Annotated in this window: 26 protein-coding genes; 21 read left to right on the top strand and 5 right to left on the bottom strand. The window is 42.1% G+C overall.

All coding sequences use genetic code 11. The annotated features are described in order from the left end of the window. Positions 1–39: 39 nt before the first annotated feature. The 13 genes from N1I80_RS12230 (at position 40) to N1I80_RS12170 (ending at position 14,215) form a co-directional block, all read left to right on the top strand. On the top strand, positions 40–501 hold the full coding sequence (locus tag N1I80_RS12230) for a hypothetical protein (protein ID WP_340738144.1): 462 nt from the start codon (positions 40–42) through the stop codon (positions 499–501). A 9-nt stretch (positions 502–510) separates the two neighbouring features. Continuing rightward, on the top strand, positions 511–1,065 hold the full coding sequence (locus tag N1I80_RS12225; RefSeq protein WP_340738143.1) for a Gp15 family bacteriophage protein: 555 nt from the start codon (positions 511–513) through the stop codon (positions 1,063–1,065). Positions 1,066–1,136: 71 nt separating this feature from the next. Beyond that, complete coding sequence (locus tag N1I80_RS12220; RefSeq protein WP_340738142.1) at positions 1,137–7,616, top strand: tape measure protein; 6,480 nt, start codon at positions 1,137–1,139, stop codon at positions 7,614–7,616. 11 nt (positions 7,617–7,627) lie between these two features. Next, positions 7,628–8,482 carry a phage distal tail protein gene (locus tag N1I80_RS12215; RefSeq protein WP_340738141.1) on the top strand — a complete coding sequence of 285 codons (855 nt, stop codon included), beginning with the start codon at positions 7,628–7,630 and terminating at the stop codon, positions 8,480–8,482. A gap of 17 nt (positions 8,483–8,499) precedes the next feature. Further along, positions 8,500–9,789: a phage tail protein gene (locus N1I80_RS12210; RefSeq protein ID WP_340738140.1), complete on the top strand. Its 1,290-nt coding sequence runs from the start codon at positions 8,500–8,502 to the stop codon at positions 9,787–9,789. Positions 9,790–9,813: 24 nt separating this feature from the next. Continuing rightward, positions 9,814–10,209, top strand: coding sequence for a hypothetical protein (locus tag N1I80_RS12205; RefSeq protein WP_340738139.1), 396 nt, complete (start codon positions 9,814–9,816; stop codon positions 10,207–10,209). A gap of 1 nt (position 10,210) precedes the next feature. Beyond that, positions 10,211–10,438, top strand: a complete 228-nt coding sequence (locus N1I80_RS12200; protein WP_340738138.1) for a hypothetical protein — start codon at positions 10,211–10,213, stop codon at positions 10,436–10,438. Between the two features lie 71 nt (positions 10,439–10,509). Further along, the gene (locus tag N1I80_RS12195) at positions 10,510–11,670 is read left to right on the top strand and encodes a siphovirus ReqiPepy6 Gp37-like family protein (RefSeq protein ID WP_340738137.1); all 1,161 of its coding nucleotides are present in this window, start codon (positions 10,510–10,512) and stop codon (positions 11,668–11,670) included. Between the two features lie 116 nt (positions 11,671–11,786). Beyond that, positions 11,787–12,371 (top strand): hypothetical protein, encoded by a 585-nt coding sequence (locus N1I80_RS12190; RefSeq protein WP_340738136.1) that lies wholly within the window; start codon positions 11,787–11,789, stop codon positions 12,369–12,371. 86 nt (positions 12,372–12,457) lie between these two features. After that, entirely contained in the window at positions 12,458–12,739 is a 282-nt protein-coding gene (locus N1I80_RS12185; protein WP_340738135.1) for a hypothetical protein, read from the top strand. After that, positions 12,736–13,053 carry a hypothetical protein gene (locus N1I80_RS12180; RefSeq protein ID WP_340738134.1) on the top strand — a complete coding sequence of 106 codons (318 nt, stop codon included), beginning with the start codon at positions 12,736–12,738 and terminating at the stop codon, positions 13,051–13,053. Before N1I80_RS12185 ends, N1I80_RS12180 begins: the two co-directional genes overlap by 4 nt. Further along, positions 13,050–13,406: a hypothetical protein gene (locus N1I80_RS12175; RefSeq protein ID WP_340738133.1), complete on the top strand. Its 357-nt coding sequence runs from the start codon at positions 13,050–13,052 to the stop codon at positions 13,404–13,406. The genes N1I80_RS12180 and N1I80_RS12175 overlap by 4 nt, the downstream gene beginning before the upstream one ends. Next, positions 13,406–14,215, top strand: a complete 810-nt coding sequence (locus N1I80_RS12170; protein ID WP_340738132.1) for a peptidoglycan DD-metalloendopeptidase family protein — start codon at positions 13,406–13,408, stop codon at positions 14,213–14,215. Before N1I80_RS12175 ends, N1I80_RS12170 begins: the two co-directional genes overlap by 1 nt. Before the next feature lie 53 nt (positions 14,216–14,268). Here the strand turns inward: N1I80_RS12170 and N1I80_RS12165 are convergent, their stop codons facing one another. The 4 genes from N1I80_RS12165 to N1I80_RS12150 are packed head-to-tail and all read right to left on the bottom strand — an operon-like array spanning position 14,269 to position 16,657. After that, positions 14,269–15,081, bottom strand: a complete 813-nt coding sequence (locus tag N1I80_RS12165; RefSeq protein WP_340738131.1) for a hypothetical protein — start codon at positions 15,079–15,081, stop codon at positions 14,269–14,271. Further along, a complete protein-coding gene (locus N1I80_RS12160) occupies positions 15,078–15,737 on the bottom strand; it encodes a hypothetical protein (RefSeq protein ID WP_340738130.1) in 660 nt (219 codons plus the stop codon). Before N1I80_RS12160 ends, N1I80_RS12165 begins: the two co-directional genes overlap by 4 nt. A 1-nt stretch (position 15,738) precedes the next feature. After that, positions 15,739–16,263, bottom strand: a complete 525-nt coding sequence (locus tag N1I80_RS12155) for a hypothetical protein (protein ID WP_340738129.1) — start codon at positions 16,261–16,263, stop codon at positions 15,739–15,741. A 16-nt stretch (positions 16,264–16,279) separates the two neighbouring features. After that, positions 16,280–16,657: a hypothetical protein gene (locus N1I80_RS12150; protein ID WP_340738128.1), complete on the bottom strand. Its 378-nt coding sequence runs from the start codon at positions 16,655–16,657 to the stop codon at positions 16,280–16,282. A 220-nt stretch (positions 16,658–16,877) separates the two neighbouring features. Between N1I80_RS12150 and N1I80_RS12145 the strand changes: the two genes are divergently transcribed. Genes N1I80_RS12145 through N1I80_RS12120 form a run of 6 tightly spaced genes read left to right on the top strand, consistent with a single transcriptional unit; the run spans position 16,878 to position 19,561 of the window. Then, a complete protein-coding gene (locus tag N1I80_RS12145; protein ID WP_340738127.1) occupies positions 16,878–17,099 on the top strand; it encodes a transcriptional regulator in 222 nt (73 codons plus the stop codon). A 1-nt stretch (position 17,100) separates the two neighbouring features. After that, a complete protein-coding gene (locus tag N1I80_RS12140; RefSeq protein WP_340738126.1) occupies positions 17,101–17,472 on the top strand; it encodes a hypothetical protein in 372 nt (123 codons plus the stop codon). Further along, positions 17,472–17,675 carry a LexA family protein gene (locus tag N1I80_RS12135; protein ID WP_340738125.1) on the top strand — a complete coding sequence of 68 codons (204 nt, stop codon included), beginning with the start codon at positions 17,472–17,474 and terminating at the stop codon, positions 17,673–17,675. The genes N1I80_RS12140 and N1I80_RS12135 overlap by 1 nt, the downstream gene beginning before the upstream one ends. Next, positions 17,672–18,931: a Y-family DNA polymerase gene (locus tag N1I80_RS12130; RefSeq protein ID WP_340738124.1), complete on the top strand. Its 1,260-nt coding sequence runs from the start codon at positions 17,672–17,674 to the stop codon at positions 18,929–18,931. The genes N1I80_RS12135 and N1I80_RS12130 overlap by 4 nt, the downstream gene beginning before the upstream one ends. A 9-nt stretch (positions 18,932–18,940) precedes the next feature. Next, complete coding sequence (locus N1I80_RS12125; RefSeq protein WP_340738123.1) at positions 18,941–19,270, top strand: YolD-like family protein; 330 nt, start codon at positions 18,941–18,943, stop codon at positions 19,268–19,270. Positions 19,271–19,294: 24 nt separating this feature from the next. Further along, on the top strand, positions 19,295–19,561 hold the full coding sequence (locus N1I80_RS12120; RefSeq protein WP_340738122.1) for a YolD-like family protein: 267 nt from the start codon (positions 19,295–19,297) through the stop codon (positions 19,559–19,561). A gap of 13 nt (positions 19,562–19,574) precedes the next feature. Here the strand turns inward: N1I80_RS12120 and N1I80_RS12115 are convergent, their stop codons facing one another. Further along, positions 19,575–19,790, bottom strand: coding sequence for a hypothetical protein (locus N1I80_RS12115; RefSeq protein ID WP_340738121.1), 216 nt, complete (start codon positions 19,788–19,790; stop codon positions 19,575–19,577). 122 nt (positions 19,791–19,912) lie between these two features. Between N1I80_RS12115 and N1I80_RS12110 the strand changes: the two genes are divergently transcribed. Beyond that, positions 19,913–21,271, top strand: a complete 1,359-nt coding sequence (locus N1I80_RS12110) for an MBL fold metallo-hydrolase (protein ID WP_340738120.1) — start codon at positions 19,913–19,915, stop codon at positions 21,269–21,271. Then, the gene (locus N1I80_RS12105; protein ID WP_340738119.1) at positions 21,268–21,516 is read left to right on the top strand and encodes a DUF3006 family protein; all 249 of its coding nucleotides are present in this window, start codon (positions 21,268–21,270) and stop codon (positions 21,514–21,516) included. The genes N1I80_RS12110 and N1I80_RS12105 overlap by 4 nt, the downstream gene beginning before the upstream one ends. The last annotated feature ends 97 nt before the right edge of the window (positions 21,517–21,613 follow it).

Genomic DNA, 21,613 nt, shown 5'->3' with positions numbered 1-21,613 from the left:
ACGGGCGCCTCTTTTGTTTTTAATAAAGGAGGACTAACCATGACAAATGAAATTTTAATTGACATACAGCTTACTGGGTTTCCGGTGAAGGTTGGAACAGTAGAGCTTTGGTTTGATTCTTCATTGGAGAATCTAAGAAATTTCTTCAATATCGAAGAAGTCGTGCAGCGAAAATTGAAAGAAGCGCAAGATAAGGCGCAACATATCCATTTTCCTGCTGAAATCAACGAATTGAACGTTGGAGAAATTGACGTTAGAAGCGTGGACGCAGCGCTTGATGTGAACAAAGAAGCTATTGCTGCACAATATGACATCCTTTTTGGTGCTGACACATTTAAAAAGCTATACAAGGTATATCCAGACATTATGGCGCTTGAACAAACGCTTGAAGTTGTAGGTGTTGCTATATCCAGGCGGATTGAAGAACAAGAAACAGTACGAGTGAAAGAAACTGAATCCAAAAAAGCCGAATACTTAGCTAAAAAAGCACAGAAAAAGTAGGTGTTTTAGATGAGACTAAACACCCCGTTGGTCACATCATTCGTGTTCGATGGCCATGAATACGAAATTGACCTCGCTTTTGACAATGTTTTAAGTGTTTTTAGTGTATTTGACGAAATTGATTTACGGGATTACGAGAAAGCTGACATAGCCCTTGCCTTGCTGATTGGAGTTGAATATAAATCTAACACCAACGACTTGTGGAATTTTGTCTACGGAACTTTTATTCACGTTGAAGATAAACGGTCCATTGAATATGATCGCCAAGGTAACCCGATGCCTATTCAAAAAGAGCCTAAGAAATCTATTGATTTTGAAAAAGATGCAGAATACATTTACGCATCATTTCGGCAGGCTTATAACATTAATTTGTACCAAGAACAAGGAAAATTAAGTTGGGCAGAATTTAAGGCTTTGTTATCCGGTTTGCCGTCAGACACAGTTATGCAACGGGTTATCCAAATTAGGTTATGGGAACCGTCGAAAGGCGAATCGAGCGAATATAAGCAGGCAATGAAAGAACTACAGAAGACTTATGCACTTGAAGAACTAGAAGAAGAGTAACCAAGAGTCGTCCATTCGGGCGGCTCTTTATTTTTTGAGGAAAGGAGGAGATTGTTATAGCCTCAGATGGTTTGATCAAAATTGACATAGAAGTTGATGGTAAGCAGATAACTATTGCATCGAATGCACTGGATAACCTAGAAGCGGCGGCATTGCGTTCCGGAAAAGGCGCTAAAGCGGCGTCTGATGGTATGAGCAGTCTAAGTAGCAGTAGCTCAAAAGCTAGTAAAGATGTAGCGAGCACAAGTGGCGCTGTTGATAGTTTAGCTAGTACTAGTACAAGTGCGTCCAAAAACGTAGCAGGTACGGCGAGTAACTTAGGTGACTTGAGCAACATCAGCTCGAGCGCAAGCAGGAATTTACAAAGCACCACCTCTGCAATTGGTGATATAGCCGGAGGTAGTACCGCAGCTTCTAGCGGCATTAAAAATACATCAAGCAATTTAACTGATTTAAGCAGTATCAGCTCGACAGCCGGCAGCAATTTACAAAATACCAATCTAGTAATTGGTGATATCGCGGGCGGAAGTACTGCGGCATCCGGAAGCATCAGAGGCGCATCTGACAGCTTGAATAACATGGGCGGTAGTGCAGATAGTGCTGCGGATGCCAATAGACGTGCTGCGCAAGAAACGCAAAACGTCGGCAATGAGTCTAGTAGGGCGTCAATGAGCATTAAAGATATTGCCGTATCGCTTGGTCTTGTAGCCGTAGCATCAGCGGCAATAAATATGTTGAAAAGCTCGCTAGACGCAGCTATTGGTCGATTTGACACACTAGCAGGATTTCCTGTCGTAATGGAACGTATGGGCTTTAGTAGCGAAGAGGCTAGTGGTTCTATAAGGAAGCTATCTGACGGGATACAAGGGTTACCGACAACTTTAAACGGGATTGTCAAGAACACACAGGGAATCGCAATATTAACAGGTGATTTAGACACGGCGACAGACACGGCACTTGCGCTAAACAACGCTTTTCTGGCGTCCGGATCAAGTGCGATGGACGCGGAACGCGGATTGACCCAATATGTGCAAATGCTATCAAAGGGTTCGGTTGATATTATGTCGTGGCGAACACTTCAAGAAACAATGGGATACGCGCTTAAAGAAACTGCTAAAGAGTTTGGATTCACTGGTAAATCGGCGCAAAATGACTTGTACGACGCATTAAAAAGTGGCGACATTGTTTTTGAAGACTTCAACGCGAAAATAATCGAATTGAACAATAACGTTGGTGGTTTTGCTGATATGGCAGCAACCGGTAGTGAAGGTATTGCCACGTCGCTCGGAAATTTAAGAAATGCATTTGTTGTAGGTGTAGCCAATATCATCACATCTATCGACAAATTATCACAGGCAACTACAGGTAAGACAATTTACAAGAATATCGACAGTTTGAAAGTGGTCGTAAATTCGTCTTTCAAGGCAATCGGGTCAGTTATCGAAAGTGCGTCACCGATAGTTATTGCATTTATGTCAGCAATACAAGCTGCCATCCCAGTGGTTAAAACACTGACACCTGCCATCGTTGGTTTAATGGCGGCATATGCGGCGTACACAGTTATTACTAGTGTCACGACGGCGGTGAAAGCATCTAACGCGGTGTTGGCTATAGCGCAAGCGTCACAAACGGCATTGACAGTGGCGACAAGAGCACAAATGGTAGCTGTTGTTGCATCGACTACAGCGACAGGTGCAAATGCTGCGGCTACGGTGGCGCAGACTGGGGCAGTTACCCTAGGTACTCTGGCTATCGGTGTTATGACAGGGCAAGTCAGTTTAGCGACAGTAGCTGTCATTGCCAAAACAGCAGCAACTACCGCATGGGGTGTGGCTATTAAGTTCTTGATGGGCCCGATCGGATGGATAACAGCAGGTATTGGTTTACTTGTTACTGGCATCATTGCTTTAGTCGGATGGTTCAACAAATCGACCGCAGCAGGCGAAAAACTAACTGGTCAAACAGAAAGTCTAGCTACTGCCACCGATTCGCTGAATGGCGCTGTCGCTGAATCTGCGAAAGCGTACGAAAAAAATCAAAGTAATGTCGAAACAAACGCGGAAGCTTATGCGGAACTGGCAGCAAAAGCAGAAGTTCTGGCGGCTAAAGAAAAACTAACAGCTGAAGAAAAGAAAACATTGAATTCTTATATCCAAGAATTAAACAGGAATGTCGACGGTTTAAACCTAGCTTACGGAGAAGAGTCGAAGGCATTGAGTGCTTCTTCAGAACAAATATCAAACCGAATCAACCTCATGAAAGAAGAAGAAAAGTTACAAACCGCTCAAGAACGACTTACTGAAATTATGAAAGAACAAATTGAAATCGGTAAGCAACAAGAAGAAGTTACTGCTTTACGCGAAGAATGGAATCAGAAGTTAGAAGATGGATCTGTTAAAAGCAAGGAACATAAAGATGCACTAAAAGATTTGGAAGAACAAGAAGCGGCATTATCTGAAGCGAACAAACTAGCAGGCGAAGAGCGTTTAAAGGTTGATCAACAAATAATTGATTCATCAGAAGCGGTAGCGGCTGCGGCTGAAAAAGATACAGGGCGACAAATGTTGATGCTCGACGAGTTATCTAAGGAGCAACAAGAAACAGTTAAGTCGATGAAATCCACTTGGGACGACTATGCGAGCTCGGCAACGGACATGTTTGACACAATCAGCACCAAGTCAGAAGTGTCTGTAGGGAAGATGACACAGAATCTAGAGAAAAACCAAAAGACTATAGCTGATTGGTCTGACAACATTGCTAAACTAGCAGAACGCGGCATTGACGAAGGGTTGCTCAATACGTTACGGGAAGCTGGTCCAGAATCGGCCGGACACGTGAGCGCTATCGTTAAAGCTTCAGACACCGAGCTGAAGAAGCTGAGTGAAGCCTTTGCCAATGGCGGAGATGTTGCGACACAAGCATTAGTCAAGTCGATGGGTATTGAAAACTCCGGTGTCATGGGAGCTGTTGGTCATCTTGTTGTTGATACCGAACAAGCTTTAGCGCAAGGGATTCAAAAAGCTGATTTTGGAGCCTTAGGTCAAGCTGTACCAGAGGGTACGGTCAAAGGCATTGAAAAGGGCACTCCGGAGGTTGAAAAAGCCGCGGGAGATATGGCTAAACAGGCGGAAGAGGCCGCTAAGAAGGAATTGAAAGTTAACAGTCCATCCAAAGTTTTTGAGGAAATAGGCGAAGCCGCACCAAAAGGTCTAGTCCTCGGTGTCAACAACGGCACCGAAGATGTTATTAAAGCCATGCAGGATTTAACCAAATCGATGGTTAGCCAATTTAAAGATACTCCTAAACAATTTGAAGCAATCGGCAAAGACACTATGGCAGGCTTTGTGCTTGGTATAAAGCTGAATGAAGCTAAATTGTTAGCGACAGCGCAGGGCATAGCTAATAGTGTGATTAAAACGACTAAAAAGGCACTTGATATCAATTCTCCATCTGGCGAATTTGAGGATATCGGTGAGTGGGTTGGCAAGGGGATGGAAATCGGAATCGATTCCACTCGGTCCGCAAACGAAAAAGCTATTATCGGTGTAATCAACACCATTATAGTCGCCACTAAGAAAAACGCTGGTGAAGTCGCTAAAATCACGTCAGATGCTGAAAAGAAGCGCTTGGAAGTACAGAATGATTACGCCAAAAAGCGTGCTGAACTCTCGAAGAAGACGGCATCATCATCGCAAGCTGCGCTGAAAACTCACAAGAATAAAAAAGGTGAGATTGTTAGAACGGGAGAACAAAAGGTCCAAACTATACGTGCTAGTGCATCCGCTAAGTTGCTAAAACTGAATGAAGATGAACAGAAGAAGCTAGCTACTATCAACGCTAAAGCGACGGCTGACGTGCAGAAAAAAGAAGATGCGCTGTCTAAGTCCCGTCTTGAAGCAGTCAAACTATACATCTCTGACAAGAAATCGTTAGATGAAATGACGTTAGAATCAGAAGCGCAAGTATGGGAGAAATCTCTTGCGCTGTTTGAGGAAGGAACAAAAGAAAGGGTAGCAGCACAAACTGAATTGAAAAAGTCGCTACAGGCTATTGACAAGAAGCGCCTTGAAGATGTTAAGCAGTTTATAGCTGATAAAAAATCGTTAGAACAAATGTCCGTTGTTGATGAAGTCGGCATTTGGCACGATGCTGTTGAGTCCTTCAAGGATGGGACCAAGGAAAAAATCACAGCTCAAACTGAATATGCTAAAGCGCTTGAAGTAGTGAATAAAGAGATCACATCTGTTAATGAGAAATACGCAAAAGATATGCATCGGATTAACGATGATTTCCGAAAACAAGAAGAGAATCTGACGAAGAAATATCAAGACTCACTTCGTGACCGCGAAAAAGCATTGTACTCTTTCGCAGGAACATTTGATGAATTCGATATAAAAACCGAAAAGTCGGGTGCCGAATTACTCAAGAACCTTGACTCTCAGGTTAGCGGATTCAAAAAATGGCAGTTTGAAATCGAGACGTTGGCAAAGCGTGCTATTGATGATGGATTACTAGCTGAATTGCGTGATATGGGTCCAAAGGCGTTGGGTGAACTTATGGCGCTTAACTCGATGTCAGATGAGCAACTAAGTCAGTATTCGTCACTGTATCAAGAAAAGTCGGCGCTCGCCAGAACACAAGCAGAAGCTGAATTAATCGGCATGAAGGAAGATACAGAAAAACAAATTAGTGAATTACGTGACGTTGCTACTGCTGAACTATCGGCCTTGCAAGTGGATTGGAACAACGAAATCAAAGGTCTAACCGGGCAAACATCGACCGAATTAGCATCGTTGAACCAAATTGGACGCGACGCTGTGCAAGGACTCGTCGACGGCATGAAATCGATGCACGGTGATTTACAAGCGGCGGCTAATGACATTGCGAACTCAGTCAGCGGTACGATTAAAAAAGCTCTTGATATTCATTCTCCATCTCGCGTTATGAGGGAGCTTGGGGAGTTCACCGTCGAAGGATATGTGCAAGGGTTAGAAAGTATGGAAAGTGCACCTAAAAAAGTAATGGATGATATTGCTAAATCGGTGCAAACTAGCACTCGCGAAGCAGGCTGGGCTTTAGCTCGCATTATCAGTGAACGAAATGATGAGATAAACGAACAAGAAAAAGCTCACTATGCAAATCTTAGGGGCATGAAGGAAACAGAAAATACTCATTTAAGTATTTTAGATCAAAAGTTTGCTTACACCGGTTTAGCTAATACAGCAGAGCATTTGGAAAAAAGGAATCATATCATAGAAGATTTTGCGGAAAAAGAACGGCAGTCAACCGAAAGTCATTTGAAATACATCGAGAGTGTTAACGCTAGGTATAGTGATAATATCAGAGGCGCGAAAAATGTAATGGAGTGGAAAACTTACGAGGCCACCAAGGAAGTTCTTGATGCAGCGGTTGAAGCTAATAGAATTTCTGCCATCGAAGAAATGTTGATATGGAAAGAAGTAGCTGACTCCTTTACGGAGGATACCTACCAAAAAAGCGAGTCGATAAATCACTTTAAAGATGCACACGCTCGCGCATCAGAAGAAATGAAGTTGAAAACGCAGGAATTACGGGACCACGAAGTAAAAATGACCGCAGAAATCACAGCGGAGTACGACAAGGCTGTCGCGGATAGAAGTAAATCTATCGCGTCATTTGCTGGTATTTTCGATGAATTTAAAATCCAAACTGAAAAGTCCGGCGCTGACTTAATGACAAATCTGCAATCGCAAGTTGACGGATTTAAGTCGTGGCAAGAAAGCATAGCGGATTTATCTAAGAAGGCGATTAACGAGGGTTTGTTGGCTGAATTAAAAGCTCTTGGTCCAAAAGCGGCTGGGGAACTTGCGGCGTTAAATGCTATGACCGACGCTGAGTTAGAAGCATATTCAGCACTTTATCAGGAGAAACAAGCATTAGCCCGTGAACAAGCTGAATCGGAGTTAGTTGGCATGAAGGGTGATGCAGAAAAGCGCATTGAAGAACTACGAAACTCTGTACAGTCAGAACTCGATGAATTGAACGCCGTTTGGCGCGAATCATCTATGGGTATTGTGGATTCGACTGACGACGAATTAAGCAAACTTAAAGACATTGGTGTAAACGCCGGACAAGGCTTGTTGGATGGCTTGGCAAGCATGGAGGGAGCTCTTGTGGCTAAAGCGGCATCTATTGCCGAGAATATCAAAGGGGCTATGACAGGAGCATTAGACATCCATTCGCCTTCGCGCTGGATGCGAGATTTTCTTGTAGGCAATATGACGCTAGGATTTATCAAAGGTGTCGATAAAGACGAGTCGAAAATAGTAAGTGCAGCTAATAAGTTCGCTGAATTTATGATGCCAGATATGGCTGATATAACGATTCCGAATGTGAATATCCGACCTTTCAACCCTACTTTTGGTGGCAGTGGTGGCGGTTCGTCATCAACTGACAATCGAAAAACGGTCACGAATAATATTGAGAACCACTTTACACCAGCCGAATCAACTCCGTCAGAATCGGCACGTAAGCAGGAACAAATGCTACGCCGTTTAGCAATGGTATTTTAGGAGGGGACGCAATGTTTAAATTACAATTCGAAAATTCAAGAGGGCAAAAAATTGAATTGTTCGGCGCTCCCTTCCGACTTTTCGGAGTTGAAGGGCTAGGCGATGTTGAGGCTGATATCCAATCGCAGGTAGTGCCATATCAAGACGGTGACGCGTTGATTGATGTCATACTGCGACCACGTTACATGACTGTCGAATTAAAAATAACTGGTAATGACGCAGCAGAAACCGAAGCGAATCGGCGTAAGCTTGCATCTGTTTTTAATCCACGCTTAGGCCTTGGAACACTTAAATATGTACGGGGTACCGAGGTCAAGTTAATTAAGACGGTCGCTGAATCTGTCCCTATATTTCCCGACGGGCCAACAAATCGAGGGGCTACTTTTCAAAAGGCACTACTTCACTTGAAAGCGCCGAATCCATATTGGCGGTCAACATCTATCACAGAAGAACCGGCATTCGAACCACTTTTCGAATTTCCGTTTGAAGGTGAATTCGAGTTTGGAGTGACACGAAATGATCGTTTAATCTACAACGACGGTGATGCTCCCGCTGCTTTTCAGGTCGATTTTTATGGTCCTGCAAACAGCCCTATCATCGAAAATTTAACAACTGGTGAATTTATCAGAATCAATAAGCGTTTAGAGGAAGGACAGACACTGAAAATTGATACTACGGACGGTGTGAAGTCGGTCACTTATGTGGATGAAGATGGCGCAGAAACAAACGTATTTCATTGGATTGATTTGTCTAGCACATTTTTTAAACTAGGTGTTGGCGAGAATGACATCACTTGTCATTGCGCTATCTCAAATAGACAGCGCGACTTCGATATTTATTATCACAAATTATTCACTGCGGTTTAAAGAAAGGAAGTGGTTATATGGCACAGCATTTCAAGTTTTTTAACAGCGCGACGGGCGACAAACGAACATACCAGGCACAAGACTTCGCTGAATATTTTGGGTCTGTTTTATCGACAGGGCTACTCCATACGGACAAAACACCCGGCATGTCTGTATCTGTAGAAGCAGGAACGCTAAACACTATCGTCAGTGCCGGAAAAGCTATCATGAGCGGTCATCTATACGAAAACACAACGCCACTGACGCTGGTCCACTCGATTCCAGAACCGACACTAGACAGGATTGACAGGATTGTGTTGCGATTAAATTTACAAAATAGTGAACGGAATATCTTGTTACACGTAAAAGAAGGGTTATCATCAGCTAATCCTGTTGCACCAGCTTTGCAACGCGACCAATTCATTTATGAAATATCCTTGGCGCAGGTGCGTATACGTGCAAACACGGTGCAATTGTTGCCGTCAGATTTGGTGGATGAACGACTCAAAGAAGATTTATGCGGACTGGTATACTCGTTGATTTCAATACCTACAAGTCAATTTCAAGAACAGTGGGATTTATTTTTCTTGCAAAAATCAGCAGAAGTACAACAAGCTGCGGATGCTTATTTACAAGCTTTATTAGCGGCGGAACAAGCATTACAGAATGACTTGCAGAATTTCCAACAGACGTGGGATGACTGGTTTAGTCAACAACAATCAGGTAGTTTCATTTTGCAAACTGAAAAAGGTGTAGCGGGCGGTGTTGCGAAGCAGGATGATTATGCGGCACACATTGAAAAAGCATCTTCTTTAACAGAAAGAGGGCATGTGCAACTATCCTCATCTACCACAAGCACAAGTACAAATTTAGCAGCAACACCTAGTGCTGTGAAAATCGCTATGGATAGAGCCAATGCGGCTTTTCAGCAAGCCAATGACGCAAAGGGGCTAATCGCTCCCGCGATTACTGCTAAAGGCGTACCGGCGAGTCCGTCCGATACGTTCGCGATGTTGGCGGGTAAAATCGGACAGATTGAAGGAGAGGGGAAGAGATATGTTAAAGGCACTAGCTCCGCAACTAATGCTAAAATTTATGAAGTTTCCGGATTAAGCTTTAAACCTAGTATGATATTTGTTCACCAATTTTCAGTTTCAGGTAATGATATTTTTTGGGTTTACGTCGGAGATGTTTATTCAGATTTTTCAAGAGTTACATCTTTACAGGGAGCGGAGATGCTCATTCAGGATGACGGCTTTAGATTAACTTTATCATTTTTCCAAAGTTTTATAATCAATAAATCCGTACTTTGGCAGGCTTTTGAATAGATTTGAATAGAGAGGAAGTTTAAAGTGAAAACACCTATAAGAGTATATTACGACTTAACCACGGGGCGAGTTCTCCAAATTACAGGGAATTTCGAAGATAAATGGCTGATTGAATATGAATCAGCGGAAGAGCAGATTGCTAAACTTACCACGCTAAGAGAACTTGAAAGAGGCTCATTCGATGTTCTGGAATATCCTTACGGTAGCTATACTCAAGACTTTGTGGAATGTAACGGGTTTTGGGTAAATCCCGCAACAAAGGGACTAGAATTTAGCTATCCGGACCCGAACGAACCGGAAGCACCACTGGAATTTAGAAAACCTTTGTCCGAAGAAGTCGAAGAGTTGAAATTGGCGCAATCGGAAACTGATTCAACTTTGCTAGAATTAATGGAAATAGTAATATTAGGAGGAATGTAAAATGGTTAATAAATTATTGACGAAACAATATGCGGTATGTGTGTATACTCACGGGACACGGAAATTTGATACGGTGGTTGCAGATTACCATGAACCAGTGAAGCAGTATGCAGCAGACAACTATACGCTCGAACAGATTGATAATGCACTTGTTAAAGGTTATGTTACAGAAACAGAATACCAGGAAACAATTGCATATACAGCACCATCAGACGCACCTACAGAGTAAGGTGTATTTTTTATGTCTAAAATCGGAGCATCCATTACGGGTGCTCTTTCCATTTGAAAGAAGGTGACCAAATGTTACCCATCCGAATCATGACAAGACAATTTCAGTTGCTCGATGAAATCGACCGTTATTCCAGCTTGCAAATCACGCGCAGTTGGCACGGTATTGGCTCCATCGAATTAAGGATAAATCGTTATCTAAAAGGCGCTGACAAGCTATTGCGTGGTCATATCATATTTCCGCACAATCATTTAAATAAGGCATACCAAATTAAGCATAAAGAAATCGAACTCGACGCAAACGGCAAAGCTACTGAAAACTGGGTCATCCGTGCATTGCCACTTAAATCATGGCTTGGTCAACGCATCACCTATCCACCCGTCCACACAGCTTATGACAATAAGCAGGCAGACGCAGAGACTGTAATGCAACATTACGTGACGGATAATGTCACCAATCCTGTGGACCTTGCCAGACGTATGGAGGACATTATTCTTGATGTTAATCTAATGCGTGGGGACAATATTAGCTGGCAATCCAGATACAAGAATTTAGCGGAAGAACAGGCTGAGATTAGTCTGTTATCCGGTCTTGGTTGGAATGTGGACATTGATGTCGATATAAAAAAGTTCGTGTTTAAAATTTTGGAAGGTCGGAATCTATCAGTGAATCAATCTTTACTACCACCTGCTATTTTCAGTCCCGAATTTAACACGCTTGGTCAGTTGTCGTATACGGAATCAGAACTAAATTACCGAAATTTTGCCGTTGTAGCAGGGCAGGGTGAAGGCGTGGAGCGGCGTATAATCACCGTCGGGGAATCATCTGGATTTGAACGTTATGAACTGTTCGTTGACGCCAGGGATGTATCAGAAGAGACTGAACGGGAAGAGGGTGTAGACCCCGTGCCTCGCCCTCCACACGAGATTGTGGAAGACCTAACGAATCGAGGCAATCAAAAGTTGGCTGAATACGAACAGGAAATATACCTCGAAGGACAGGCGCTTACTAAGTCCCGTCTGGTCTATGGTGTTGATTACGACCTTGGCGATATCGTCACCCTCCAAAACCGTGAGTGGGGTGTCACACTCGACGCACGAATTACTGAGGTTAAGGAAATCTACGAGCCTGGTAATACAAGAGTCGAATTGACGTTTGGGAATAACCGTCCCACTTTGATTAGCAAGATTAAGCAGGAATTGAGCGGGATGCAGAATGAAATGGTGAGGTAATAAAAGGGTTCCTTTCTCTTTTGTCGAATGGTGGATGAAAGAGGGGAGTGAGGCGCGCTTTGATAGACAAGTATTTGATCTCAAATTGTTTGTTTATTATTGACGAGTTCAACGAAATGTACAAAGACGTGCAAACTAAAGAGGAACTGAAAATCATTGCCGATAACGAATATTCTGAAGCCGATATGGTTGTACGTTTAGGTCATCCATTTCGTCAGATGGCAACATTTAATATGCAGGGGAAGTCAAAAGAATTAGGCAATGATATAGTAGTGAAATCAAAAGGATTTAAGATTGAAGTGAAGCTACAAAAGAATTATAAAAGCAATGGTGATGGAAGCTCAAACAGTGCAACTTGGAAGCCTTTAGAAAAGGATTTCCAATGGTTATTTAATGAAATTCAAGCTGGGAATAAAGGAAAGGTTGCTTTTGTATTAGGTTGGTTTAATGCAGTTGATCGTTTCAGTCAAATTGTCCAACTAGGGAAAGGGAAAGGACGTTATCCAGTTATAGATAATACTAGAAAAGAATTTTTTCCTTTCTTACACTCGTCTGGTGATAAAACGAAGGATATTACGTATCTTTACTCAGAAGCATACGAAAAACTAACCGTTAAATCATTAATTTCTTCTGATTACAAGGCTAATTGCATGTTCCTCGGTAGTGAAAAAGATAAGTTTCATATAGCCATTTATTGGTAGCCGGAGAATATTTTATTAAAATCAAGAACGTCCAATCGCGGGCGTTCTTTTTCTTTACCCAAAAATAAAAAATTGAGAGGTGCGGAATGAGTGTAGAAATGTCATTGTTGTTCGGTGCGCTAGGTGCTGCATTAGGTGTAATAGGCGCTATCATTGCACTAAAAAAAGAAAGTAAGAATCAAGGTGCTTCGGAAGCTAACATATCATCTAAGGTTGATTATATCGCCCGTGGTGTAGATGATATCAAGCTAGATTTTAAAGACCAAGCAAGAAAAATAGAATCTCAGAATGAGCGTTTGATTCGCGTTGAGGAATCAACTAAGTCAGCACATAAACGAATTGCTAAATTAGAGGGTGATGACGCATGAGTTATTGGGAGTATTTAAAAAACCGACCACCAAAGCAGCGTAAACCCCAAATGTCATTTTCTAAAAAAATACTAATCGTATCTTGGATAAGTGGCTCATTTGTTATCGCTTTTGCGTTATGGCTAACATATAAAATGGTGATTGAGGGTTACAGCGGTGATGTGTCGCTTATAGCCCTTATTTTAACGGGTGGATTTGCCGAAATTGCCACAGGCACAGGTTTTTATTACTGGAAGGAAAAAAATGAGAATGTCAACAAGCAGCAGCTAAACCCAGATTACTTAAAATTTGAACAGGAGGAAGAAATCATATGAATCAACTAATCGAAAATTGGTCACTCATTGTGGCATTAATCGTGCTACTCATTGTATTGAGTGGTGCGATTTTTATGTTTTTCAAACAGCCGTCGAGCACGCAGCTACGCAAGGTTAAGGCTTGGTTACTGTTGGCCGTGACGCAAGCGGAGAAAGAGCTAGGAAGTGGCACGGGCAAACTTAAATTACGCTTTGTCTATGATTTATTTATCACTAAATTTACTTGGATTGCGAGAATCATCAGCTTTGAAATGTTTACGGATTTAGTAGAGGATGCCCTGGACGAAATGCGAGAAATGCTGAAAAATAATCCGGCAGTATTTAACTTGGTGGATCCGGACGGTGATGTCTGATGTTTGTCAAACCGTGTCACGGCATTGTAACTAGCCTGTACAGCAATTCGCGGTTAGATCCAGTCGAAAAGGAAGTTGTGAGGCCTCACTGGGGGATGGATTACGGCACTCACAGCGATAACACAATTGCAGCAGCTGCATCGGGCACTATCCGTTTTATTGACAACACAAAAAACGGTAAGACTGGATTCGGTAAGTACGTTGTCATCACTCATAGTAATGGCTGGGAAACGCTCTACGCTCACTTGTCTTCTATTACCGTTAAGGTCGGTCAGAATGTCGGGCAAGGGCAGAAAATCGGTGTAAAAGGCACGACTGGCAACTCAACAGGAATCCATCTACACTTTGAAATCAGTAAAGGTCGATGGACCAATCAATACACGCACCACGTCAATCCAGCGCTGTACATCGATGACCCGGACGTCCGACACTTGCAACAGATGCTCAATGTGCTTGGCTACAAAGTTACCGTGGATGGGCTGTACGGCAACGAGGTTGTCAAAGTTGTAGCTGCATACCAAAAGGCGAACAAATTGGTTGCTGACGGGGTAGCTGGTCGGGTGACGATGGCCGCGGTTGAAAAGTCATTTGCATCAGTAGCCAAGCCGACACCACCACCAAAAAAGGAGGAAATCAGATTGTTTAAACCAAGTTCACCTACGCTTAATACGTCTATGATTGATAAAATCGAGAAGGCGACAAAGGACAAAGTGCTCCAAGATCCTAAATGGTTAGCGCAGGCTAAAGCAGGCACGCTGTCACTAGATGATGCGCTTGCTTTGTCGGTTTATATTGATGGTAATAAGTAACAAAAAAGGCGTCTACTCTTAATTGAGTGGGCGCCTTTTTTGTTTGTCCACAATTACGTGGGTAGGTCGCTGTTTCTGTCAACCCACCTCTTTTTGAAGTAATCTTGACACTTTTTACAGTAAGTAATGTCGGTATCCCCTTTTTTGCCACCACACTGCTTACAGAGGCCTTTATCTACTCTTTCTTCATATTTTTTTCGCTTGTTTTCTTGCCACCTACATTGGTCGGTGCAATATTTAGCGCTTGAAATAAGAGGGATAAAATTTTTTTGGCAGTCTTTCGCTTGACATCTTTTTTCCCCTTTTAACTTACGCAAACTTGAAAATCTTTTCGCTAAAGCGGCAAGTGATCTGTTGACTAATTTTGATATTTCCTCATTGTTCATTCCGCTATTTTTCAAACGTATAATGTCTTTATCTTGGTTTTTAGTCCAACGCTCCGTGCTACCTCCACCTTTACTGCAACCGCAAGAGGTAGTTGCGCCCTCAGTCAAATTGCTAGCATACATTATCTTTTCTACTCCGCACTCACAACGGCAAAGCCACCTTGCCACAGCGTTCTGGGGAGAGTTTTCAACACGCTTAATCGCTGTTAACTTCCCAAATTTCTGACCTGTTAAATCTGTAGCCTTTCGGCCTCCATTCCTTTTGTGTTTAGCTTGACTTGCCAATTCTTTGCTAAGACATCCGCAAGATTTTGTATTACCGCTCCGTAAAGCCGCTAGTAAATAATCTCTTTTCGTGCCGCAGTCACATCTCGCAACTACTTTTCTCGGCTTTGAGTCTTCGACGTCTTTAAGAATGACAAGTCGCCCGTAACGATTACCGATGACGTCCAAGGGTTTACGACCGCGTTTCTTTTTCATTTATCCATATCACTCTTTTCATTCGACGTAACTATATTAGGTAAATGTTTATGTTCCAATATTAATCGTCCATTTAAATATGCCTCTTCAGGAGTGTTAAATCCTTTCTTATAATATTTCTTTTTATTCACGGTGATCCATGCTCCAAATCTTTCTTCTTTTGATACTCTTGTATAATATTTAAAGACACCGCGGAAACCTGTACTACTATTTTTTCTAGGTTTATCATCGAAAAGTTGCAATGCTACACCGTTGACGCGTTTTTCTTCATATTTATTCCGTAAATTATCTTCTTCCAATTCTTTTTTTAAACAACCACAAGAAGTTGTGTCCCCATTTCTTAAATAAGCACCTTGGACCATTGTTTTCTCGCCGCAATCACACACGCATTCAAACATGTACTTACCTCGTTCATTTGCTCCGGCATTACTAATTACTTTTAATTTACCATAACGCTTTCCTACTTCATCTTTAATGCGCGCGCAACCACATGATGTTGTGAGACCGCTTTTCAAGGAGTGAAGTGTAAACTCTTTTTTAACGCCACAGTCGCATTCAGCAAGCACTTTCCGTGGTCTGATTTCAGGTACATCTTCCAAAACTTTAAGGAGACCATAACGATCTCCCACAGCACTTTTCACTTTGTATTCTTTCATGTTATAACCACTCGATTTGTCCATTATCCGAGCGATAAGCGACAACTTTATCGTAGTCGTATTGGTCAGCCGGTTCGTTGATTACGAGTTCTTCAAAGTCTTCATTCGTTTTCGTTCCCTCATAGATTTCATTGCGTAATTCTTTTACGTGATCATGTTCCGCAAAAAACACTTCTAATTCTTCACCTTCGACCTCATGGACGATGTAGTGATCTGATGCGCCGTCGATGTAATCAATTTCGTGGTAATTAGGATCAGCGTCTACCAACCCGATTTCCCAAGCTTCTACTTTTGTGATGATACCTTTGATTTCTGATTTAATGTTCTCCATTTTCATCATCTCCTCGTATAGTTTTTCAAATTCAACCACCGTGGCTAGTTGCAATTTCATAATGTCGGATTCTCCATCCCGTAATTTGTGGATGGGGTTTGCACTGGCATAACCTAAGTCCTTCGCTATCCTGTATGACGTTAAATCACTGTCGAGTACTGCATTTATTTTCATTATAAGTTTTTCGGTTAACATTGATAAATTCCTCCCATTAAGCAATTAGTTGTTCAGCTTTCCAGTCCTGGATAACTTCGTATTTCCCGTTAGCAACTTGGATAAAGTAGCGGTCGCCACCGTCACAAGCTTCGTACACGCCATTTTCAACGTTAAAGACTTTCGCATCTTCCATTTCGCTGTCCAAAAACACACGGTCGAACTTCCATTTTGCGTGCGGCCCGACAATTCTAGCTAACCAAGATTTGTGTTTGCGGCTGCCTGGCGCAAGTACGATTTCAACTTTTTCATTTACCGTTTTAACTTCTGCCCACGCCATGCGAAGTGCTTCTGCAAAGTATTCAACAGCTTTACCACCGAATTTAGCAGCACCTTCTTTTGCAATTTCCCAAGCCTTCGTCATGACGTTTTTCATTTTCATCCGCTCCCTTTGTTTGTTTTGTCGTTTCCTTAACTTCTAAACTTAATATATCATGGTATACTAGTATACGCAAGTATATTATAAAGATTTCTTTCAATTTGATGTAATTGATTCAAAAGTCTCGGTTTCAACTCGTGTTTATCGCATCTTTTAAAATTTACCACTTGCATTACAAACGTCCGTTCTGTATATTAGAGAAAAGGAGGGAACGAGTGTGCGTAATCAATTGTTGAAGTCGGTAGAACGTGGAGATGTACTGGATATGATGTACTTATCTAAGAGTGGTCAAATCAGCAAGCGGAGGATACAGGTAATCCAAGTAGGGGATGCATCGTTTAGAGCGTATTGTCATCTACGCAAGACTAGACGTACATTTACGATTGATAACGTACTGGCACTTGTTCCTGTCATCAGAAAAGAAAGTATGGTGATTTAGTGTGTCGATAATTCCTGAAGGGACACTATCGCATTTCGAGAATATGATTTACTTGCCGATGATTATTAAAATTTTGGAGAGGGACCGAGGGGAAATTGAAATTGGTGCATTCAAATTGAAGAAACCTTATTTGGATATTATTGAGGGAACACTAAAAATTGCAAGAAATGAATTGAAGCGGACGTCCATTTACTTGAAACGCAACAACATGAAAGTGGTTAAAAAGCTAAATGACGGAACTTTCACCGAGTACTTATTTATTCAGGGTGGTCACGAAGATCCACGACGTTATTTAAACATACGCCTGCGTAATCGGACAGAAGAATTGATCAGTGTTTATTTTACAAAATTTACCGAAGGAGCTGTTATTTAATGCGAGAAAGACAACAGAAAATATATGATTACATTAAAAGTTACATTGCAGACAATCAGTATCCACCGACAATAAGAGAAATCACAACTGGAGTCGGACTCAAATCTCCATCTACTGTACACGGCCATTTAGATCGGATGAGAGAGAAAGGTTATATCGACTTTATCGACTCACGCCCACGGACTTTGCGAATCGTTTCATGATTGACTACAGTAAATTTCCTAATCGTTCAGTCGCTTGCATAGACATGATGAGTTTTTACGCCAGTTGTATGGCTGCATTGCATAATCTGGATGCGAGGACGACGCCAATTGCAGTGGTCGGCAATTTGAAACAACGAGGTAGTGTCGTGTTAGCAGCATCACCGGCCATGAAAAAGCGGTTCAAGATTAAGACTGGTAATCGTTTGTTTGAAATCCCACGTCACCCAAAAATCCGACTCTTTGAACCACGAATGGAATACTTTCTCGAAATGTCAATGTCTATTACTCGCATCCTCCACAAGTACGTGCCAGCGGAAGCAATACACGTTTACTCGGTCGATGAAAGCTTTATAGACCTTACTGGCACAGAAAAGTTATGGGGCGACCCGGCGCAGACCGTCAGAGAAATCCAGAAGGAAATATACGAAACGTTGAGTTTGCCGTCAACAGCCGGTATGGGCCCTAATATGTTAATGGCTAAGCTATGTTTAGATATTAGCGGCAAAAAGACTGGTTTTGCGAAGTGGAACTTCGAGGACATACCGGAAAAGTTATGGCCTGTATCTCCACTCTCTGAAATGTGGGGAATAGGGAGACAAACCGAAACGTCACTCAACAATATGGGGATATTTAGCGTTGGTGATTTAGCCCACGCATCTCTCGAGACCCTTGAAAAGAAATTCGGCATCATAGGCAACCAGTTGTATCACCATGCCTGGGGCATAGACTTATCCAAGGTAGATGCACCACCAGTTGCAGGTCAGGTCAGCTATGGCAAGAGCCAGATTTTAATGCGTGATTACAACAGCATTGCCGAGGTTAGAGCTGTACTCTTGGAAATGTGCGAAGACGTAGCCAAAAGGGCAAGGGATGCAGGTAAGGCAGGCCGTACAATAACGCTTGGTATCAGCTACAGTAAAAACGCACTTGGCGGAGGATTCCAACGATCTCGTACTATTAAAGAGGCGACCAACGAAACGATGGCTATCTATGCGGTATGCAAAGAGTTGTTGAGCGAAAATTACGATGCTAGACCAGTACGGCAAATATCTTTATCAATCACAAAGTTAGAAGCAGAGCAATCAGTACAATTAAGCCTTTTCGAAAAGGACAATTGGAAAGACAGGGCAATCGGCTCTGTGATGGATAACATCCGAAATAAATACGGCTCTACGGCGATATTACGAGCGATCTCATTAACCGATGCGGGTACAGCAATTAAACGGTCCGAGTTGGTCGGCGGGCATAAAGGATAGGTGACAAGTATGATTAGAGATAGAGGCAGTATTAAATGGCAGGGCATGATGTTACCTGAGCACGTAGCCGAGATAACCGACTGGAGAAACGAGCAGTATTATGAAGAACGTCCGCAACTTGACGACTTAGATTTGCAATCGATTCAAGAAGAAATCGAAGCGGCTCATAAAAGACGATGTCAGGTCCTCATAATCACATGGAAAGATGGTGAGTTCATGATGCGTGGCGGAATCATAGTGGAAATCAACATTCAATCAATGTGCATATTCCTTGATAATCCGTTTGGAATAGAGAGGATAGCTGTATCCGATATTGTTGGTGCTCAAATCAAAGAATAACAAAAAACAAAGGGGATGATTTAAATGAGAGCAGTACCAAAACCAAAAAAGACATACAAGAGTTCGGATGCTCCAAAAATGACAGAAGAGGACTTTGAGGAGATTGGCGAGAAAATAAATGAGGCATTAGAATTTAAAAACGAGGTCGAAATCACGACGTACCACCAAAAGCAGTTTGAGTCGGCAAAAGGCGTCATAACAAGCGCCGATGGTCAGACTGGTAAGTTAACGATGCAGGTAGGCTACGACGAGAGAAAGATCAATATCAATTCGATTGTTAGCGTTAAATAAGAAAAGCAGCTGCTCAATTAGAGTGGCCGCTTTTTTCTTGCAGTCGATTTATTTCTTCGCTCACTTTGATCATTGCTGCATCTTCTTGGTGTTTTTCCACGTAATCAGCTATCCATGCGCGTATTAAATCTTCTGCATCATCCCCATTCCTTTTTAACACAGCATTGAATCGGACGTTTTCTCTTTTTGAAATCCACAGATATATTAATTTGTCCCACTCTTGCTTCAATTTCATCCCTCCTAATAATTTTCCACATTATCAATCTAACATTAAATTACCAATCGCGTCTAGACATTTTGTAATATTTAAACTACGATAGATGGGTAAATAGATAGAGGGGGATGATAGTTTTGAAAAACACCATGAAGAAAGCAGCCATTTTGTTCTTCGCTTTCTTGCTCACTGTATCGATAACCTCCACACAAGCATTGGCGGCGGAGTGGGTAGAATTCGACTCGAAAAATACTGACGAACTTCAAAAAGAATGGGAAATCACTTTTTCTAGTGCGGTGGACGAATCGACGGTAAATATGGAAAATGTATATGTGAAGGATAGTACAGGTGAAAAGGTTTCTACAGATTACCGGGTAGAAGGCGACAAGGTTTTTATTAAACCTGTATCAAACTACATACCAGGGCAAACGTACACGTTATTTATAGGTCCTGGCATTAAATCAGGCAAAGGGCAAGATTTGAAGTCTGATGTCCGTTTTAGTTTCTCGGTTAATCAGGTAGAGCGCCCGAAATCCGACATGCTAGTACACTTTATTGACGTAGGACAAGGTGACTCAATCCTAATTCAAGCACCAGGCGGAAAGAATATGTTGGTTGACGGAGGAACAAAAGCATCCGGTACCAAAGTAGTTTCGTTCCTTAAATCAAAAGGCGTTTCTACATTAGATGTGGTCATCGCGACTCATCCTGATGCAGACCATATCGGTGGCTTGATTTCTGTGTTGAATAATTTCAAAGTTAACCAGTTCATCGATAGTGGACGAGTACACACGACGCAAACCTATTATGAGATGCTACAATTAATCGATGACAAGAATATCCCGTTTAAAGTTGCTAAAACAGGAGACGCGATAGATCTTGATGCACTATTAAAAACAACTGTATTACACGCGGATGAAATTGCATCGAGTACAAATGACGCATCCATAGTCACTCGTCTTGAATACGGATCAGTTAGTTTCTTGTTAACGGGAGATGCAGAAAAATCGGTAGAAAGTAAAATCCTATCCCAATACGGTAATATTCAAAGCACGTACTTAAAAGCGGGTCACCATGGTTCGAATTCAAGCAGCACAGCGGCATTTATTAATGCGGTGAAACCATTAGGGACAATCCTTTCTTACGCAGAGGGTAACTCGTACGGCCATCCTCATAGCGAGGTTGTAGCTCGACTCGGCACAGTTGGCTCGAAAATATATTCGACAGCTGAATCTGGCGACATAACAATTACTACTGACGGCGTTAAGCACTCTGTTTCAGTAGCTCCTTGGACACCACCAGTTGAACCTAGTCCAAATCCAGAACCTAAACCAGATCCTAAGCCGGAACCAGGATTAGAAGTTAAACCAGGCGCACCGTCTAAATTTAAAAATTGCACAGAAATGAGAGTATACTATCCAAACGGTGTTAAGGTCGGCCATCCGTCATACGAGAAAAAGCATGATCGTGATGGAGATGGGTGGGCTTGCGAATGAATAAAGTAAAATACACTCTTGATAAAATCGAAGATGGACAGTATGTATTTTTAGACCATCCGAATGAAGAAAACCAATTACTGATACCTGCATCTGAAATTAATGTTGAAATCGCTGAAGGTGACATCGTGTTAATTAGCCAAACGGATTCTGTTTATGCATTTGAAGTATTAGTAGAAGAAACCGAAATCATGCGTGATAAAGTAACCAGTCTCCTCGAAAAATTAAAAAACAAAAAGCTATAAGCGAACGGCTACCAACTCAATTTGAGAAGGTGGCCGTTTTATATAATATTATCCTCTAAAATAAATCACGAGAACTAACACATAACTAACAAAAGTA

The sequence above is a fragment of the Sporosarcina sp. FSL K6-3457 genome, assembly GCF_038007285.1.
Taxonomy (GTDB): Bacteria; Bacillota; Bacilli; order Bacillales_A; family Planococcaceae; genus Sporosarcina.
This window is presented reverse-complemented; position numbering and strand designations above follow the sequence as displayed.